18 protein-coding genes are annotated in these 16,686 nt (G+C 71.6%); 15 read left to right on the forward strand and 3 right to left on the reverse strand.

What is annotated here, in order from left to right; translation table 11 throughout:
* Positions 1 to 38 precede the first annotated feature (38 nt).
* The 9 genes from map to truA all read left to right on the forward strand — a co-directional run bounded on the left by map (position 39) and on the right by truA (position 5,973).
* Positions 39 to 875, forward strand: coding sequence for a type I methionyl aminopeptidase (gene map / locus ACFZAM_RS29615; RefSeq protein ID WP_391050423.1), 837 nt, complete (start codon positions 39 to 41; stop codon positions 873 to 875).
* Between the two features lie 131 nt (positions 876 to 1,006).
* The gene (gene infA, locus ACFZAM_RS29620) at positions 1,007 to 1,228 is read left to right on the forward strand and encodes a translation initiation factor IF-1 (protein ID WP_003956442.1); all 222 of its coding nucleotides are present in this window, start codon (positions 1,007 to 1,009) and stop codon (positions 1,226 to 1,228) included.
* A 37-nt stretch (positions 1,229 to 1,265) separates the two neighbouring features.
* A complete protein-coding gene (gene rpmJ, locus ACFZAM_RS29625; protein ID WP_003956441.1) occupies positions 1,266 to 1,379 on the forward strand; it encodes a 50S ribosomal protein L36 in 114 nt (37 codons plus the stop codon).
* 198 nt (positions 1,380 to 1,577) lie between these two features.
* Positions 1,578 to 1,958, forward strand: a complete 381-nt coding sequence (rpsM, locus tag ACFZAM_RS29630; protein ID WP_188284659.1) for a 30S ribosomal protein S13 — start codon at positions 1,578 to 1,580, stop codon at positions 1,956 to 1,958.
* A gap of 68 nt (positions 1,959 to 2,026) precedes the next feature.
* Positions 2,027 to 2,431: a 30S ribosomal protein S11 gene (gene rpsK, locus ACFZAM_RS29635; protein ID WP_006376016.1), complete on the forward strand. Its 405-nt coding sequence runs from the start codon at positions 2,027 to 2,029 to the stop codon at positions 2,429 to 2,431.
* Between the two features lie 26 nt (positions 2,432 to 2,457).
* Entirely contained in the window at positions 2,458 to 3,084 is a 627-nt protein-coding gene (rpsD, locus tag ACFZAM_RS29640; protein ID WP_355340190.1) for a 30S ribosomal protein S4, read from the forward strand.
* A 127-nt stretch (positions 3,085 to 3,211) separates the two neighbouring features.
* Positions 3,212 to 4,234, forward strand: coding sequence for a DNA-directed RNA polymerase subunit alpha (locus ACFZAM_RS29645; RefSeq protein WP_033177813.1), 1,023 nt, complete (start codon positions 3,212 to 3,214; stop codon positions 4,232 to 4,234).
* 176 nt (positions 4,235 to 4,410) lie between these two features.
* Positions 4,411 to 4,962 (forward strand): 50S ribosomal protein L17, encoded by a 552-nt coding sequence (gene rplQ / locus ACFZAM_RS29650; RefSeq protein WP_355340186.1) that lies wholly within the window; start codon positions 4,411 to 4,413, stop codon positions 4,960 to 4,962.
* 138 nt (positions 4,963 to 5,100) lie between these two features.
* Complete coding sequence (gene truA / locus ACFZAM_RS29655) at positions 5,101 to 5,973, forward strand: tRNA pseudouridine(38-40) synthase TruA (protein ID WP_355340183.1); 873 nt, start codon at positions 5,101 to 5,103, stop codon at positions 5,971 to 5,973.
* Here truA and ACFZAM_RS29660 read toward each other — a convergent pair.
* Positions 5,963 to 7,435, reverse strand: a complete 1,473-nt coding sequence (locus ACFZAM_RS29660) for a hypothetical protein (RefSeq protein ID WP_391050424.1) — start codon at positions 7,433 to 7,435, stop codon at positions 5,963 to 5,965. The two genes, truA and ACFZAM_RS29660, sit on opposite strands and share 11 nt — an antisense overlap.
* A 136-nt stretch (positions 7,436 to 7,571) precedes the next feature.
* On the opposite strand from ACFZAM_RS29660, the gene ACFZAM_RS29665 reads away from it, so the two are divergent.
* From ACFZAM_RS29665 to glmM, 4 genes are all read left to right on the forward strand, one after another.
* On the forward strand, positions 7,572 to 9,194 hold the full coding sequence (locus tag ACFZAM_RS29665; protein WP_391050425.1) for an ATP-binding cassette domain-containing protein: 1,623 nt from the start codon (positions 7,572 to 7,574) through the stop codon (positions 9,192 to 9,194).
* A gap of 309 nt (positions 9,195 to 9,503) precedes the next feature.
* A complete protein-coding gene (gene rplM / locus ACFZAM_RS29670) occupies positions 9,504 to 9,947 on the forward strand; it encodes a 50S ribosomal protein L13 (protein WP_355340175.1) in 444 nt (147 codons plus the stop codon).
* Positions 9,948 to 9,986: 39 nt separating this feature from the next.
* Positions 9,987 to 10,502: a 30S ribosomal protein S9 gene (rpsI, locus tag ACFZAM_RS29675; RefSeq protein WP_188283331.1), complete on the forward strand. Its 516-nt coding sequence runs from the start codon at positions 9,987 to 9,989 to the stop codon at positions 10,500 to 10,502.
* Between the two features lie 250 nt (positions 10,503 to 10,752).
* A complete protein-coding gene (glmM, locus tag ACFZAM_RS29680; RefSeq protein ID WP_355340172.1) occupies positions 10,753 to 12,111 on the forward strand; it encodes a phosphoglucosamine mutase in 1,359 nt (452 codons plus the stop codon).
* Positions 12,112 to 12,142: 31 nt separating this feature from the next.
* Here the strand turns inward: glmM and ACFZAM_RS29685 are convergent, their stop codons facing one another.
* Both ACFZAM_RS29685 and coaA read right to left on the reverse strand, forming a co-directional pair.
* Entirely contained in the window at positions 12,143 to 13,075 is a 933-nt protein-coding gene (locus ACFZAM_RS29685) for a DUF389 domain-containing protein (protein WP_391050426.1), read from the reverse strand.
* An 81-nt stretch (positions 13,076 to 13,156) separates the two neighbouring features.
* On the reverse strand, positions 13,157 to 14,158 hold the full coding sequence (coaA, locus tag ACFZAM_RS29690; RefSeq protein WP_391050427.1) for a type I pantothenate kinase: 1,002 nt from the start codon (positions 14,156 to 14,158) through the stop codon (positions 13,157 to 13,159).
* A 159-nt stretch (positions 14,159 to 14,317) separates the two neighbouring features.
* Between coaA and ACFZAM_RS29695 the strand changes: the two genes are divergently transcribed.
* Positions 14,318 to 14,686, forward strand: coding sequence for a holo-ACP synthase (locus ACFZAM_RS29695; protein ID WP_355340163.1), 369 nt, complete (start codon positions 14,318 to 14,320; stop codon positions 14,684 to 14,686).
* Between the two features lie 146 nt (positions 14,687 to 14,832).
* Positions 14,833 to 16,272, forward strand: coding sequence for an NAD(P)H-hydrate dehydratase (locus tag ACFZAM_RS29700; RefSeq protein WP_391050428.1), 1,440 nt, complete (start codon positions 14,833 to 14,835; stop codon positions 16,270 to 16,272).
* Positions 16,273 to 16,686: the final 414 nt, after the last annotated feature.

Raw genomic sequence — 16,686 nt, forward strand, 5'->3', positions numbered from 1 at the left:
CCCGAGCACTGACGTACACAAGGAAGGCGCCAGCCGTCATGGTGGAGATCAAGACCCCCGAGCAGATCGCCAAGATGCGCGAGGCCGGGTTGGTCGTGGCGGCGATCCACCGGGCGACGCGCGCCGCGGCGGTGCCCGGCGCCACCACCAAGGACCTGGACGAGGTCGCCGCGAAGGTGATCGCCGACCACGGCGCCAAGCCGAACTTCCTGGGGTACGGCGGCTTCCCTGGCAACATCTGCACGTCGGTCAACGACGTGGTGGTGCACGGCATCCCGGACCGCGAGACGGTGCTCAAGGACGGCGACATGATCGCCATCGACGCCGGCGCCATCGTGGACGGCTGGCACGGCGACGCGGCCTTCACGTGCTTCGTGGGCAGCGGGCACGCGCCGGAGCTGATCGAGCTGAGCCGGGTCACCGAGGAGTCCATGTGGGCGGGCATCGCCGCCTTCCGCAAGGGCAACCGGTTGGAGGACATCTCCAAGGCGATCGAGGGCTACATCCGCCGCCAGCCGCGGCCCGCCTCCGGCAAGTACGGCATCGTCGAGGACTACGGGGGCCACGGCATCGGCACCCAGATGCACATGGACCCGCACCTGCTGAACTACGTCACCAAGAAGCGCGGGCGCGGCATCAAGCTGATCCCCGGCGTCTGCCTCGCCATCGAGCCGATGGTCACCCTCGGCACCCCCCGCACCCACGTCCTCGCCGACGAGTGGACGGTCAAGTCCGACGACGGCTCCTGGTCCTCCCACTGGGAGCACTCCATCGCCCTCACCGAGGACGGCCCCCTCGTCCTGACCGCCGAGGACTGCGGCAGGGCCAAACTGGCCGAGTACGGCATCACGACCGCCCCAGACCCGCTTGCTTAAGGATCTTCGGGGCAGGGCATACATCCCTGATTCGTCTTTCCGGGTGGCGTGACGTAGACTGACACGTCGGCTCTCGCGTGTCTTTTGGCATGTCTGGGGCCGACCAAGGTAGCCGATCCCGAAAGCAGGACATGGCCAAAAAGCAAGGCGCCATCGAAATCGAGGGCACCGTGATCGAGTCTCTGCCGAACGCGATGTTCAAGGTGGAGCTGCAGAACGGTCACAAGGTCCTCGCGCACATCAGCGGCAAGATGCGGATGCACTACATCCGCATCCTCCCGGATGACCGGGTCGTTGTGGAGCTCTCTCCGTACGACCTGACGCGCGGACGGATCGTCTACCGATACAAGTAGCAACGAGTAGATCTCAAGACCCGGAGAACCTCACCTCATGAAGGTCAAGCCGAGCGTCAAGAAGATCTGCGACAAGTGCAAGGTGATCCGCCGTCACGGCCGGGTCATGGTCATCTGCGACAACCTGCGCCACAAGCAGCGCCAGGGCTGACGCACGCCGACCTACCTGCATCCGCAGAACTTCGCGCGACGCACACACGTACATACGCAGTGCCCATCTCCTGCCACAAGGGGATGACACCTCCGGCGGAGGCCGGGGACCTGGTCGTACCACCGCTCAGCACACGAGCGGTCGGCGGTCAGGAGCCGGCACTGCGGAAGACCTCCGAAACCATCAGGAGCCAAGAAAATGGCACGCCTTTCAGGCGTTGACCTCCCGCGTGAGAAGCGCGTGGAGATCGCCCTCACCTACGTCTTCGGCATCGGGCGCTCCCGCTCCCAGCAGGTGCTGAAGGAGACCGGTGTGAACCCCGACATCCGCGTCCGCGACCTGGCCGAGGAAGACCTCGTCAAGCTGCGCGAGTACGTCGATGCCAACTTCAAGACCGAGGGTGACCTCCGTCGCGAGGTGCAGGCCGACATCCGCCGCAAGGTGGAAATCGGTTGCTACCAGGGTCTGCGCCACCGTCGTGGCCTGCCGGTCCACGGTCAGCGCACTCACACCAACGCCCGTACCCGCAAGGGTCCGCGTCGCGCCATCGCCGGTAAGAAGAAGCCGGGCAAGAAGTAGTCCTCAGCGGACGCTCATCAGCGGTCTTCGCTGTAGGACCGACCACCTCCACCGGGAGAAGTTGACACATGCCTCCTAAGGGCCGTCAGGGCGCAGCCAAGAAGGTGCGCCGCAAGGAAAAGAAGAACGTCGCTCATGGGCACGCCCACATCAAGAGCACGTTCAACAACACGATCGTCTCGATCACCGACCCCGCGGGCAACGTGATCTCCTGGGCCTCCGCCGGCCACGTCGGCTTCAAGGGCTCGCGCAAGTCCACCCCCTTCGCCGCGCAGATGGCCGCCGAGTCGGCCGCCCGCCGGGCGCAGGAGCACGGCATGCGCAAGGTCGACGTCTTCGTGAAGGGTCCCGGCTCCGGCCGCGAGACCGCGATCCGCTCCCTTCAGGCCACGGGCCTCGAGGTCGGTTCGATCCAGGACGTCACCCCGACCCCGCACAACGGCTGCCGCCCGCCCAAGCGCCGCCGCGTCTGACAAGCTGATACAGGAGACACGAGACAATGGCGCGTTACACCGGGGCCGACTGCAAGCGTTGCCGTCGGGAGAAGCAGAAGCTCTTCCTCAAGGGGAGCAAGTGCGAGAGCGCGAAGTGCCCGATCGAGATCCGTCCTTACCCCCCGGGTGAGCACGGACGCGGGCGCACCAAGGACAGCGAGTACCTTCTCCAGCTTCGTGAGAAGCAGAAGTGCGCGCGCATCTACGGTGTCCTCGAGAAGCAGTTCGTGAACTACTACAAGGAAGCGAACCAGAAGTCCGGCAAGACCGGTGAGAACCTTCTGCGCATCCTTGAGACCCGCCTCGACAACGTGGTGTACCGGGCCGGCTTCGCCAAGTCCCGCGACCACGCGCGGCAGCTCGTCCGTCACGGACACATCACCGTCAACGGCCGCAAGACCGACATCCCGTCGGCCCGTGTGTCCGTGAGCGACATCGTCGAGGTCCGCGAGTCGTCCCGCAACCTGACCCCGTTCGCGGTGGCCCAGGGCGAGGCCGGCGACAAGACCGTGCCCGCGTGGCTCGAAGCCAACGCCGGCAAGCTGCGGATCCTCGTGCACAGCCTGCCCGAGCGCCAGGTGATCGACACCCAGGTGCAGGAGCAGCTCATCGTCGAGCTGTACTCGAAGTAAGCAATTACTTCGGCGTACGGACCGAGGCGATGCCGGGCGGTACGACGGGCAACCGTCGTACCGCCCGTATCCTCGTAGTACAGGGGGCGTCAAATAGCGGGCGCCCACGAATGAAGGACCGACACTCATGCTGATCGCTCAGCGTCCCTCGTTGACCGAAGAGGTCGTCGACGAATTCCGCTCCCGGTTCGTGATCGAGCCGCTGGAGCCGGGCTTCGGCTACACCCTCGGCAACTCGCTCCGCCGTACGCTCCTCTCCTCGATCCCCGGTGCCGCTGTCACCAGCATCCGGGTCGACGGTGTCCTGCACGAGTTCACCACCGTGCCGGGCGTCAAGGAGGACGTGACCGACGTCATCCTCAACATCAAGCAGCTCGTCGTCTCCTCGGAGCACGACGAGCCGGTCGTGATGTACCTGCGCAAGCAGGGCCCGGGTGTCGTCACCGCCGCCGACATCGCGCCCCCGGCCGGTGTCGAGGTGCACAACCCCGACCTGGTCCTGGCGACGCTGAACGCCAAGGGCAAGCTGGAGATGGAGCTGACCGTCGAGCGCGGTCGCGGCTACGTCTCCGCGGTGCAGAACAAGCAGCAGGGCCAGGAGATCGGCCGCATCCCGGTCGACTCCATCTACAGCCCGGTGCTCAAGGTCACCTACAAGGTCGAGGCGACCCGTGTCGAGCAGCGCACCGACTTCGACAAGCTGATCGTCGACGTCGAGACCAAGCAGGCCATGCGCCCCCGTGACGCCATGGCGTCCGCGGGCAAGACCCTGGTCGAGCTGTTCGGCCTGGCCCGCGAGCTGAACGTCGACGCCGAGGGCATCGACATGGGCCCGTCCCCCACGGACGCCGCCCTGGCCGCTGACCTGGCGCTGCCGATCGAGGAGCTGGAACTCACCGTCCGCTCCTACAACTGCCTCAAGCGCGAGGGCATCCACTCCGTGGGTGAGCTCGTGGCACGCTCCGAGGCCGACCTGCTCGACATCCGCAACTTCGGCGCGAAGTCGATCGACGAGGTCAAGGCGAAGCTGGCCGGCATGGGCCTGGCCCTCAAGGACAGCCCGCCCGGATTCGACCCCACCGCCGCCGCCGACGCCTTCGGCGCCGACGACGACGTGGACGCCGGTTTCGTGGAGACCGAGCAGTACTGATCGCCTCCGGCGCGGCCGGGACCCCTGGTCCCGGCCGTCGCCGGGCGCCTTCCCGGTTCGCACCGAACGGGGAGGGCACCGGGGCCCGGCCCCGGACCCCCATCGAGCTGGCAGCCGCCAGTTCGCACTGACATCGGTACCTCGTACGGCCGGTGCAGCGGAGAAGGAGAAAGACCATGCCTCAGCCCGCGAAGGGTGCCCGCCTCGGCGGCGGCGCCGCGCACGAGAAGCTGCTGCTCGCGAACCTCGCGAAGTCGCTGTTCGAGCACGGCAGGATCAAGACCACCGAGGCCAAGGCGCGCCGTCTGCGTCCGGTCGCGGAGCGGCTGATCACCAAGGCGAAGAAGGGCGACATGCACAACCGTCGCCAGGTGCTGCAGACGATCACGGACAAGAGCGTCGTCCACACGCTCTTCACCGAGATCGCGCCGCGGTACGAGAACCGCCCGGGTGGCTACACCCGGATCACCAAGGTCGGTAACCGCCGCGGCGACAACGCGCCGATGGCCGTCATCGAGCTGGTCGAGGCGCTGACCGTGGCGCAGGCCGCCACGGGCGAGGCCGAGGCCGCCACCAAGCGTTCCGCCAAGGACCGCGCCGGTGACGAGGCTCTGGCCGACCTCAAGAAGGACTCCGAGCCGGCGGACGCCACGCCCGAGACCGCGGACGACGCGGTCGAGGACGCCGCTCCGGCCGACGAGGAGCCCAAGGAGTCCAAGGACGCCTGAGCGTTCTGAGACCCCGGGAGCGACCCCGCGGGCCCGTACCCCTCTGCCGGAGGGGTACGGGCCCGTTCCGCTGGTCCCCGCGATCCCCGGCCCCCGAAGTCCCCGAAGTCCCCTGATCCCGCTGAGAGGAATGCGCGCGTGAGCGACGAGGTGGCGCCCGGCGCCGTACGGGTGCGGCTGGATCTGGCCTACGACGGTACGGACTTCTCCGGGTGGGCCAAGCAGCGCACCCGGCGGACCGTGCAGGGGGAGTTGGAGGCGGCGATCCCGACGGTGCTGCGGATGGCGGAGCCGGTGGAGCTGACCGTCGCGGGGCGCACCGACGCCGGGGTGCACGCGCGCGGGCAGGTGGCGCACGTGGACCTGCCCGCGGACGTGTGGGCGGCCGAGGGCGGCAATCTGCGCCGGCGGCTGGCCGGACGGCTGCCGTGGGACGTACGCGTCTGGGACGTCTCGGCGGCACCCGCCGGGTTCAACGCGCGGTTCTCGGCGGTCTGGCGGCGGTACGCCTACCGCGTCGGCGACCACCCCGGCGGTGTGGACCCGCTGCTGCGCGGCCACGTGCTGTGGCACGACCGTCCGGTGGACGTCGACCGGATGAACGCGGCGGCCGAACTCCTGCTCGGCGAGCACGACTTCGCCGCGTACTGCAAGAAGCGCGAGGGCGCCACGACCATCCGCACCCTGCTCGACCTGCGCTGGGAGCGTACGGCCGACGGTCTCGCGGTCGCCACGGTCCGCGCCGACGCCTTCTGCCACAACATGGTGCGCGCGCTGATCGGCGCGATGATCCTGGTCGGTGACGGCCACCGCCCGGTCGGCTTCCCCGGCGAGGTCCTGGCCGGGCGCGAGCGCCACTCCGCCGTCAAGGTCCTGCGCCCGCACGGCCTCACCCTGGAAGAGGTCGGCTACCCGGCGGACGACCAGCTGGCCGCCCGCTCGGTGGAGGCCCGCAACAGACGGACCCTGCCGTGCGCCCCCGCCGCGCCCGCCGCCGCCGTTACGGGGTAGCGGCGCTCGCGGCGTCGCGGCCGCGCTGGATGACGCGCTGGAAGGCGAAGTCGGAGGCGTCGTTGGCGGCCTGCTTGGCGGTGGTGTCGGCCTTGGTGAGGGTCTTGCCGGTCTTGAAGCCGGAGATGGTGAAGTAGGCGTAGCGGCCGACGGCGTTGGACGTCATCTGGCAGGCGACGGCGTGGCAGAAGTCCTTGATGCCGCCGCCGTTGAGCGGGCCGAGGTAGTGGGCGGTCTTCTGCACCTTCGCCGCGTGGGCGGTGTCGTCGAAGACGGCGACGCCGACGGTGACGGCCACGCCGCCGCGTACGTAGGTGGCGCGGATCAGCTTGCGGCAGCCGTTGGCGGTGAGGGCGGCGGCCAGCTCGCTGCGGGCGCCGTCGGCGCACTTGGCGGTGGTGGCGGCGGCGGTCTGGGAGTAGACGTTGCCGCCGATCCGGAACTGCTTGCCGGGGAAGAGGCCGCCCACGGTGATCGGGGCGGTGTCCTTGGCGGCGGTGGAGATGAAGTCCAGCGGGTTGGGCGGCGGCGGGGGAGCGACCGAGGAGAACGAGGGCGCGGGCGGCAGCGGCGACTGCGACGTGGCGCCGCTGGTGGCCGAGGACGGCCCGGCCACCGGCTCGTCGTCCGAGCCGCCCGACATGACGACGGCGGTGGCGACGCCGCCCGCTATCACCGCGACGGCGACGATTCCGCCGCCGAGCATCAGCAGCTTGCGCCGCTTGGCACCGCTGGCGGCCTGCTGCTCGGCGAGCGCGCCCCAGTCGGGTGTCCCGCCCGAGGGCGGGCCGCCCGGCCCTGAGGCGGGCGTGTGCGCCCCTTGCCGACGCTGTCCCGGGCCGCGCTGCTGGCGCGGGAAGGGCTGACGGTGGGTGCCCATGCCGGGCGCGCCCTGCGGGGCGCCCTGGGGGCTCTGCGACGGGCTTCGGGGTGCGCCCTGGGCGGGGGCCTGGGGCGTGCTCCGGGGCGCGGTCTGGGCGGTCGGCCGCGGGTCTGTCGGGCTGGTGGGCCGCGCGGGAGCCGCGGGGGTCTCGGCGGCACCCGGCGCCGCGGCGGCGGGCGGCAGCGAGGCGTGCGGCCGGGCCGCGCCCTGGCCGGGGACGCCGGGCCGTACCTGGTACGCGCCCGGCTGCTCGGCCTGCGGCGACCACGCGGGACCGGAGGACGGCGCCTGCGGCTGCGACTGTCCGGGCTCGTGGCGGAACCCGCGCCGCGGGTCGTCCGCGTAGCCCCCCGGCGGCCCGGCGGGCTGGTCGGCGGCCGGGCCCGACGGCGGCTGCGGGCCCTGCGGCGCCTGCGCGTCGTACGGCGACGGCTGCTGCGGGGGTGCCTGGGCGGCGGCGTGGCGCGGCTGGGGCCGAGAGGGGATGACGCGTCCCTCAAGGACCTCGCGCTCGCCCTCGGGGGCGCTCGTGGGGGGTTCCTGCGGAGGCTGCGGCTGCTGTCCGGGCCCATCAGTCATGCCGCGCATCATATTGCCGGTCAGGCCGCGCACATATTCCGGTGAACACACCGGAGAACGCACCGGTGAACGCGCCGGTGGAGACCTCACGAAAACGAGTTGGGGCGGATCGCGCCCCACAGGGAGAATCCAGGACATGGGACATGTGGAAGCAGCGCACTTGGAGTACTACCTGCCGGATGGGCGGGCGCTGCTCGGCGACGTCTCGTTCCGGGTGGGCGACGGCGCCGTGGTCGCGCTGGTCGGCGCCAACGGCGCGGGCAAGACCACGCTGCTGCGGCTGATCTCCGGCGAGATCAAGCCGCACGGCGGCACGGTCACGGTCAGCGGCGGCCTCGGGGTGATGCGGCAGTTCGTCGGCAGCGTCCGCGACGACCGCACCGTACGTGACCTGCTGGTCTCCGTCGCGCACCCGCGGATCCGGACCGCCGCCAAGGCGGTCGACGCGGCCGAGCTGGCGATCATGGCGCAGGACGACGAACCGGCGCAGATGGCGTACGCGCACGCCCTGGCCGAATGGGCCGAGGCGCGCGGCTACGAGGCCGAGACCCTGTGGGACATGTGCACGATGGCCGCGCTCGGCGTGCCGTACGAGCGGGCGCAGTGGCGCGAGGTGAAGACGCTCTCGGGCGGTGAGCAGAAACGGCTGGTTCTGGAGGCCCTGCTGCGCGGCCCCGACGAGACGCTGCTGCTCGACGAGCCGGACAACTACCTGGACGTACCGGGCAAGCGCTGGCTGGAGGAGCAGCTCGCCCTCACCAAGAAGACCGTGCTGTTCGTCAGCCACGACCGGGAGCTGCTGGCCCGCAGCGCGCAGAAGATCGTCGCCGTCGAGACCGGCCCGGCCGGGTCCACGGTGTGGGTGCACGGCGGCGGTTTCGACACCTTCCACGAGGCCCGCAAGGAGCGCTTCGCGCGCTTCGAGGAGCTGCGGCGGCGCTGGGAGGAGGAGCACGCCAAGCTCAAGGCGATGGTGCTGCGGCTGCGCCAGCAGGCGGCGAACAGCCCCGACATGGCGTCCCGCTACCACGCGGCGCAGACCCGGCTGAAGCGGTTCGAGGACGCGGGCGCCCCGCAGGAGCCGCCGCGCGAGCAGGACATCCGGATGCGGCTGCGCGGCGGACGTACCGGCGTACGGGCGGTGACCTGCGAGAAGCTGGAGCTGACCGGTCTGATGAAGCCGTTCGACCTGGAGGTCTACTACGGCGAGCGGGTCGCGGTGCTCGGCTCCAACGGCTCGGGGAAGTCGCACTTCCTGCGGCTGCTCGCCGGGGACGGGAGCGTCGCGCACACCGGGACGTTCAAGCTCGGCGCGCGGGTGGTGCCCGGCCACTTCGCGCAGACCCACGCGCACCCGGAACTGCTCGGCCGCACCCTGGTCGACATCCTGTGGGGCGACCACGCGCACGACCGGGGCCGCGCCATGGGCGTCCTGCGGCGGTACGAGCTGGAGCGGCAGGGCGACCAGCCCTTCGACAAGCTCTCCGGCGGGCAGCAGGCCCGCTTCCAGATCCTGCTCATGGAGCTGGCCGGGACCACCGCGCTGCTGCTGGACGAGCCCACGGACAACCTCGACCTGGAGAGCGCCGAGGCCCTTCAGGAGGGCCTGGAGTCGTACGACGGCACGGTGCTCGCGGTGACGCACGACCGGTGGTTCGCGCGCAGTTTCGACCGCTATCTGGTCTTCGGGTCCGACGGTCTGGTCAGGGAGTCCACGGAGCCGGTCTGGGACGAGCGGCGGGTCGAGCGCAAGCGGTAGGGCCCGGCGGACGCCCGGTCCCCACGGGTCCCGAACGGCCCCTCCCGGCCCGGGAATCCGACGCGTTTTGACCCGTACGGGGGCGCGCGGGTATTCTTCGATGTCGTTATGCGTATTGGCTTGCTCTATCTCACGTGAGGGGCCCTTACGCCGGTCCACCGGGCCGATGACCAGCGGCAGGCAGACGGGTTGCGTCCCCGAATGCCGCCAGGGCTGGCCTGATCGTCCGGGTGGCCTTGTACAAGGACCCGTTTCCCCGGCCCCTCACGGGCTCGTGGAGACACCATCACTGAAGAAGCGAAGGCGACCGTGCGTACGTTCAGCCCCAAGCCCGGCGATGTCACCCGCCAGTGGCACGTAATCGACGCGCAGGACGTTGTCCTGGGCCGTCTGGCCACCCAGGCCGCGACCCTCCTGCGGGGCAAGCACAAGCCCATCTACGCCCCGCACGTCGACACCGGTGACTTCGTCATCATCATCAACGCCGACAAGGTGCACCTGTCGGGCAACAAGAAGACCCAGAAGATGGCGTACCGCCACTCCGGGTACCCGGGCGGCCTGCGCTCCGTGCGCTACGACGAGCTGCTCGACAAGAACCCGGAGAAGGCCGTGGAGAAGGCCATCAAGGGCATGCTCCCGAAGAACACCCTGGGCCGTCAGATGCTCTCGAAGCTGAAGGTCTACTCGGGCGACCAGCACCCGCACGCTGCCCAGCAGCCGGTGCCGTTCGAGATCACCCAGGTCGCGCAGTAGTACCGGCCACCAGCTACCAGAAAGAATCTGAGGAGAATCGTGGCTGAGACCACTGCCGAGACCGTCGTCGAGGGTGAAGAGACCTTCGAGGAGATCACGACCTTCGAGTCCGAGACCCCCGAGTCGGAGTACACCTCCGAGTCGCTCGCCTCGCGCTTCGGCGACCCGCAGCCGGCCGCCGGCACCGGCCGCCGCAAGCAGTCCATCGCCCGTGTCCGGATCGTTCCGGGCAGCGGCAAGTGGAAGATCAACGGCCGCACCCTTGAGGGCTACTTCCCCAACAAGGTGCACCAGCAGGAAGTCAACGAGCCCTTCAAGGTGCTCGAGCTGGACAACCGGTACGACGTCGTGGCCCGCATCAGCGGCGGCGGCATCTCCGGCCAGGCCGGTGCCCTGCGCCTGGGCGTCGCCCGCGCGCTCAACGAGGCGGACGTGGACAACAACCGCGGCCCGCTGAAGAAGGCCGGCTTCCTGACCCGTGACGACCGCGCGGTCGAGCGGAAGAAGGCCGGTCTGAAGAAGGCCCGCAAGGCCCCGCAGTTCAGCAAGCGCTAAGTCGCCTCCGGCGCGGGAACCAAACCCGCGCCGGGCGCATCGAACGCCTCGGAGACACTTTGTGCCTCCGAGGCGTTCGCATTCCTGGGAATCGGCACATTTGTCTGTTGATATGGCTCTGAGCCCTGGATGGTGGAGCCATGTCCCCGCACCGGGGGCGCGGACCGCGGGGCACGGGAGGCCCGGCGGCGCAGGGATCGTCGCGTCCCGGGACGGCCGCACGACCGCACGGATCATCGGAGGAAACACTGTGGGACGACTCTTCGGCACCGACGGCGTGCGGGGCATGGCCAACGCCGACCTCACCGCCGAGCTTGCTCTCGGCCTGTCGGTCGCGGCGGCACACGTGCTCGGCGAAGCGGGCAGCTTCGCGGGCCACCGGCCGGTGGCGGTCGTGGGGCGCGACCCGCGCGCCTCGGGCGAATTCCTGGAGGCGGCCGTCGTGGCGGGCCTCGCGAGCGCGGGCGTGGACGTCCTGCGGGTCGGTGTGCTGCCCACCCCGGCGGTGGCGTATCTCACCGGCGCGCTGGGCGCCGACCTCGGCGTGATGCTCTCCGCGAGCCACAACGCGATGCCGGACAACGGCGTGAAGTTCCTGGCGCGCGGCGGCCACAAGCTCGACGACGAGCTGGAGGAGCGGATCGAGGCGATCTACGAGGAGCACCGCACCGGCGCCCCCTGGAACCGCCCGACCGGCGGCGGCGTCGGCCGGGTCCGCGACTACGACGAGGGCTTCGACCAGTACGTGGCCCACCTCATCGCGGTGCTGCCCAACCGCCTCGACGGCCTGAAGGTCGTCCTGGACGAGGCGCACGGCGCGGCCTCCCGCGTCTCGCCCGAGGCGTTCTCGCGCGCCGGTGCCGAGATCATCACCATCGGCGCCCAGCCCGACGGGCTCAACATCAACGACGGCTGCGGCTCCACCCACCTGGAGCTGCTGAAGGCCGCCGTGGTCGAGCACGGCGCCGACTTCGGCATCGCGCACGACGGCGACGCCGACCGCTGCCTGGCCGTCGACGCCACCGGTGAGGAGGTCGACGGCGACCAGATCCTCGCGATCCTCGCCCTGTCGCTGCGCGAGCGCGGCGCCCTGCGCGAGAACACCGTCGTCGGCACCGTGATGTCCAACCTCGGCTTCAAGCTGGCGATGGAACGCGAAGGCATCGAGATGGTGCAGACCGCCGTCGGCGACCGCTACGTCCTGGAAGCGATGAAGGAGCACGGGTACGCGCTCGGCGGCGAGCAGTCCGGGCACGTCATCGTGCTCGACCACGCCACCACCGGCGACGGCACCCTGACCGGTCTGCTGCTGGCCGCCCGCGTCGCCGCCACCAAGCGCACCCTGGCCGACCTGGCCGGGGTCATGGTGCGGCTGCCGCAGGTGCTGGTCAATGTGCCGGACGTCGACAAGAGCCGCGTCGACTCCACGCCCGAGCTGCTGACCGCCGTCGCCGAGGCCGAGACCGAGCTGGGCACCACCGGCCGGGTCCTGCTGCGGCCCTCCGGCACCGAGCCGCTGGTGCGCGTGATGGTCGAGGCCGCCGACATCGACCACGCCCAGTCCGTCGCCGGGCGGCTGGCCGACGTCGTCAAGTCCACCCTGGGCTGAGCCGCCCCGCGCGGGGGCCGACCGTACGCCGTCAGGCGGCGGGTATGTGCCGCTTCGCCCAGAGCCACTTCTGGGCGAGCAGCGTCAACGTGCCCGCCACCGCGATGCCCGCCAGGTTGATCACGAGCTGCAAGGTGGAGCCCCACGCCTCGCCCCAGGCCCCGTAGCTGATCCCCAGGGCGGCGTTCGCGGCGGCCGGCACCGTCGTCACCGAGATCGCCACGCCCACCAGCGCGCCCGACTTGGACGAGGTCAGGGAGAGGATTCCGGCGATCCCGGCGAGGAACGCGACGACGAACGAATCCCACGTCGGCTGCCAGATGAACTCCGTCGCCGGGTGCGGCGCGTCGAACCGCGCCTGCGTGAACAGCCCGAACAGGCTCATCAGATCGCTGAACCCGCCGGTGATCAGCATCGCCACCGGGAAGCCGATCAGCAGCGCCGCCACCGACCGCCCCACCAGGCGGCGCTGACGTCGCACCACCCCCGTACAGATCCCGGCCAGTGGCCCGAACTCCGGCCCGACCACCATCGCGCCGACGATCAGGATCGAGCTGTCCAGCATCACGCCGTACGCGGCCAGCATCGTCGCCACCGTCAGGAACGCGATGTACGTGACCGTCAGCGTCGACTCCTCGTGCGTCTCCTCGACCAGCGACTCCCACAGCACCGCGTCCGCGCCCTCGCCCGGCGCGTCCTCCTCGGCCTTCTCCGCACTCGTCGACAGCGTCAGGTCGATGTTCTCGACCGCGATCGAACCGGTCTCCGCCACGCCCAGCTCACGCAGCCCGACCAGCAGGCCGTCGGCCGCCTCCCGCGCCACGTCGCAGGTCAGCACGTCACCGAGCGGGTCGTACGCGGCGCCGCGCATCACCGTCAGATGGGTGGCGCCGAGGGTCGCGCCGACCAGTCGCGCGACCTCCTCGGTGCGGTCGGCGGGCACGATCATCCGCAGGTGCAGCACGGCGGGGCTCCCGTTTCCTCGACATCTGGCGGCCCGCGTCGGGCGAGCCGCGTCATGTGACCGGCGCCGGGGTGGCCGGCGTCAGAGCTTGCGCAGCGACAGGCGCTGCACCTTGTGCCCCGGTCCCTTGCGGAGCACCAGCGTCGCCCGGCTGCGGGTGGGCAGCACATTCTGCTGCAAGTTGGGCTGATTGACGGTGCGCCACATCAGCCGGGCGTACTCCAGCGCCTCGTCCTCCGAGACCTGGGTGTACTTGCGGAAGTACGAGTGCGGGTCCTGGAAGGCCGTCTCGCGCAGTTTCCTGAACCGCCCCAGGTACCACTGCTCGATGTCCTCGGTGCGCGCGTCCACGTACACGCTGAAGTCGAAGTGGTCGGCCAGGCCGATCCTCGTCCTGCCGTCCTTGCCGGGCAGCGCAGGCTGGAGGACGTTCAGGCCCTCCACGATGAGGATGTCCGGGCGGCGGACTGTCAGCGTCTCGCCGGGCACGATGTCGTAGATCAGGTGCGAGTAGACCGGCGCGGTGACCTCGTCGCGGCCGGCCTTCACGTCCGCCACGAAGCGGGTCAGCGCGCGGCGGTCGTACGACTCGGGGAAGCCCTTGCGGGACATCAGGCCGCGCCGGTGCAGCTCCGCGTTGGGCAGCAGGAAGCCGTCGGTGGTGACCAGTTCGACCCGCGGGTGCTCGGGCCAGCGGGCCAGCAGCGCCTGGAGCAGCCGGGCCGTGGTCGACTTGCCCACCGCCACACTGCCCGCCACCCCGATCACGAACGGCGTCCCCGGCTGTGCGTGGTGCCCTCCCCCTGCCTTCGGCGGAGGCGCCCCCACCGCGTCCCCCAGGAAGGTGTTCAGCGCGCCGCGCAGCCGGTTGTGCGCGGCCACGTACAGATTCAGCAGCCGGGACAGCGGCAGATAGACGTCCACCACCTCGTCCAGGTCGATCACGTCGCCCAGGCCGCGCAGCCGCTCCACCTCCTCGGCGGTCAGCGGCAGCGGCGTGCGCTCGCGCAGCGCACTCCACTCCTCGCGGGTCAGGTCGACATAGGGGCTGGTCGCGGCTGGGGTCGTCGGCACGGGCCCCATTGTCCAGACGTACGTGTACGGAGCGCGGGCGGGGGGTGCGGCGCGCGGGCGGGGTGTGGAGCGCGGCCGGGGGTGCGGCGTGCGGCCGGGGGCACGGCGGGTGGGGGCACGGCCTAAGCTGGCCGGCATGAACGGCACGTCGAGCGAAGGGGATGGCCAGTGATCGTCGGGGTCGGGATCGACGTCGCCGAGATCGACCGCTTCGCCGCCGCCCTGGAGCGCACGCCCGGCATGGCCGACCGGCTCTTCCTCCCCGGCGAACTGCTGCTGCCGACCGGCGAGCGGCGCGGTGTCGCCTCGCTGGCCGCCCGGTTCGCGGCCAAGGAAGCGCTCGCCAAGGCCCTGGGCGCCCCCGCCGGGCTGCACTGGCTCGACGCCGAGATCACCACGGAGCCGTCCGGCCGGCCCCGGCTGACCGTCACCGGGACCGTGGCCGCGCGGGCCGCGGAGCTGGGGGTACGCGGCTGGCACGTCTCCCTCAGCCATGATGCCGGGGTCGCGTCCGCGGTGGTCATCGCGGAGGGCTGACCCGCGGGCGGGTGGCGGGGGCGGGCCGGGCGGATGCGCCGGGCGCGTCCGGTGCGTCCGGTCCGCCTGGTCGGGGGGCTGGGTGCGCGCCGGGCGCGTAGTGTCCGTTGAGGCTGTTTCCGTCGAGCCCTGCCGGAGGACTTTCCATGAGGTACGCGCACGCGGTGGAGACCGTACGGGCCGCCGAGGGCGAGTTGATGGCCCGGCTGCCCGAGGGCGCGCTCATGCAGCGCGCGGCGGCCGGGCTCGCGGCGGCGTGCCGGGACCTGCTCGGGCGTACGTACGGCGCGCGCGTCGTCGTCCTCGCCGGGAGCGGCGACAACGGCGGTGACGCGCTGTACGCCGGTGCCCGGCTGGCCCGCCGCGGCGCCGCCGTGCACGCCGTGCTGCTGGCCCCCGAACGCGCCCACCGCGGCGGCCTCGCCGCCCTGCTGGCCGCCGGGGGCCGCGCCGCCGCCGCGGAGGACGCCGAGGCGCTGATCGGGCGGGCCGACCTCGTGCTCGACGGGATCGTCGGCATCGGCGGCAAGGGCGGCCTGCGGCCCGGCGCCGTACCGCTCGCCGAGGCCGCCGGGGCCTCCCGCGCCCTCGTCGTCGCCGTCGACCTGCCCAGCGGCGTCGACGCCGACACCGGGGAAGTCCTCGGGGACGCCGTGCACGCCGACGCGACCGTCACCTTCGGTACGTACAAGCCGGGGCTGCTCGTCGACCCGGCCGCCACCTTCGCCGGGGCGCCCCGGCTCGTCGACATCGGCCTCGGGCCGTACCTCGGCGAACCCGAACTGGAGGCGCTCCAGCACGCGGACGTCGCCGCCGCGCTGCCGCGGCCGGGGGAGTCGAGCGACAAGTACCGGCGCGGTGTCGTCGGCGTCGTCGCCGGGTCCGGGCGGTATCCGGGGGCCGCCGTCCTCGCCGTCTCCGGCGCGCTGCGGGGCGGCGCCGGGGCGGTGCGCTACGTCGGGCCCGGCGGCGACGCCGTGCTCGCCCGGCACCCCGAGGTGCTGGTGTCCACCGGGTCCCCGCACAGCGCCGGGCGCGTTCAGTCCTGGGTGGTCGGGCCCGGCATCGGCGACTCCCCGGAGGCGCGGCAGGCCGTCACCGACGTGCTCGCCACCTCGGTGCCGGTCCTCGTCGACGCCGACGCCTTGCGCTTCCTCTCGCCCGCCGCCGTACGGGAGCGGAGCGCCCCCACCGTCCTCACCCCGCACGCCGGGGAGGCCGCCGCGCTGCTCGGCTGGGCGCGGGAGGAGGTCGAGGCGCGGCGCCTCGACGCCGTGCGGGGGCTGGCCGGGCGGTTCGGTGCCACCGTTCTGCTCAAGGGGGCCACCACGTTGGTGGCTTCGCCGTCGCCCCGGGCGGCCGTTCGCGTCAATCCGACGGGGGTCGCGTGGCTGGCGACGGCGGGGAGTGGGGACGTGCTGTCCGGGCTTGCGGGGTCGATGCTCGCGGCGGGGCTTGCGCCGATGGACGCGGCCGGTTGTGGGGCGTACCTGCATGGGCTCGCTGCGCGGCTGGGGTCGGGGGGAGCGCCGCTTGCGGCGTTGGATGTGGCCGCAGCCGTTCCCACTGCGTGGCGCAGCCTTTAGCTTGTCTTTCCCGCCCGCCCACCCCTGCGGGTGTTTTCTTCGTCTGCGGGTGCCGCTTGTGCCTGGTCGGTGCCGGGCCGGGGCACCTCCTCGGGCGACGAACGTGCCCGCACTTCGATGATGTCCAGCCCCTTTCCGTTCGTCCCCCTGCGGGGGCACCCCGGCCCGTCCCCTCCCGGTACGTCGGCGTCCGCCTGCCGGTGGGGGTGGCGGAGGGGGGTGGGTGGGCACGGGTACGTCGGCGGCCGACGGTCCGCTGTGGTGGCGGGCGGAGGGGGGTGGGTGGGCTCGGGTGCGTCGGCGGCCGACGGTCCGCGGGGGCGGCCGGGGTGCTCGTCCGGGGGGGGCAGGTGAGGCGGGGGATCGGGGGGGCTTGGGGTGGGGGGTAGGATCTGCGGGCCTTGTCGGGGTGTG

Origin of the sequence: Streptomyces sp. NPDC008079 (assembly GCF_042957385.1) — a bacterium.
GTDB lineage: Bacteria > Actinomycetota > Actinomycetes > Streptomycetales > Streptomycetaceae > Actinacidiphila.

What these genes read in the sequence shown, in the direction of transcription:
- map (WP_391050423.1), top strand. Translation starts at nt 39, where the DNA reads ATGGTGGAGATCAAGACCCCCGAGCAGATCGCCAAGATGCGCGAGGCC.
- infA (WP_003956442.1), top strand. Translation starts at nt 1,007, where the DNA reads ATGGCCAAAAAGCAAGGCGCCATCGAAATCGAGGGCACCGTGATCGAG.
- rpmJ (WP_003956441.1), top strand. Translation starts at nt 1,266, where the DNA reads ATGAAGGTCAAGCCGAGCGTCAAGAAGATCTGCGACAAGTGCAAGGTG.
- rpsM (WP_188284659.1), top strand. Translation starts at nt 1,578, where the DNA reads ATGGCACGCCTTTCAGGCGTTGACCTCCCGCGTGAGAAGCGCGTGGAG.
- rpsK (WP_006376016.1), top strand. Translation starts at nt 2,027, where the DNA reads ATGCCTCCTAAGGGCCGTCAGGGCGCAGCCAAGAAGGTGCGCCGCAAG.
- rpsD (WP_355340190.1), top strand. Translation starts at nt 2,458, where the DNA reads ATGGCGCGTTACACCGGGGCCGACTGCAAGCGTTGCCGTCGGGAGAAG.
- ACFZAM_RS29645 (WP_033177813.1), top strand. Translation starts at nt 3,212, where the DNA reads ATGCTGATCGCTCAGCGTCCCTCGTTGACCGAAGAGGTCGTCGACGAA.
- rplQ (WP_355340186.1), top strand. Translation starts at nt 4,411, where the DNA reads ATGCCTCAGCCCGCGAAGGGTGCCCGCCTCGGCGGCGGCGCCGCGCAC.
- ACFZAM_RS29660 (WP_391050424.1), bottom strand. Translation starts at nt 7,435, where the DNA reads ATGACTGATGGGCCCGGACAGCAGCCGCAGCCTCCGCAGGAACCCCCC.
- ACFZAM_RS29665 (WP_391050425.1), top strand. Translation starts at nt 7,572, where the DNA reads ATGGGACATGTGGAAGCAGCGCACTTGGAGTACTACCTGCCGGATGGG.
- coaA (WP_391050427.1), bottom strand. Translation starts at nt 14,158, where the DNA reads ATGGGGCCCGTGCCGACGACCCCAGCCGCGACCAGCCCCTATGTCGAC.
- ACFZAM_RS29700 (WP_391050428.1), top strand. Translation starts at nt 14,833, where the DNA reads ATGAGGTACGCGCACGCGGTGGAGACCGTACGGGCCGCCGAGGGCGAG.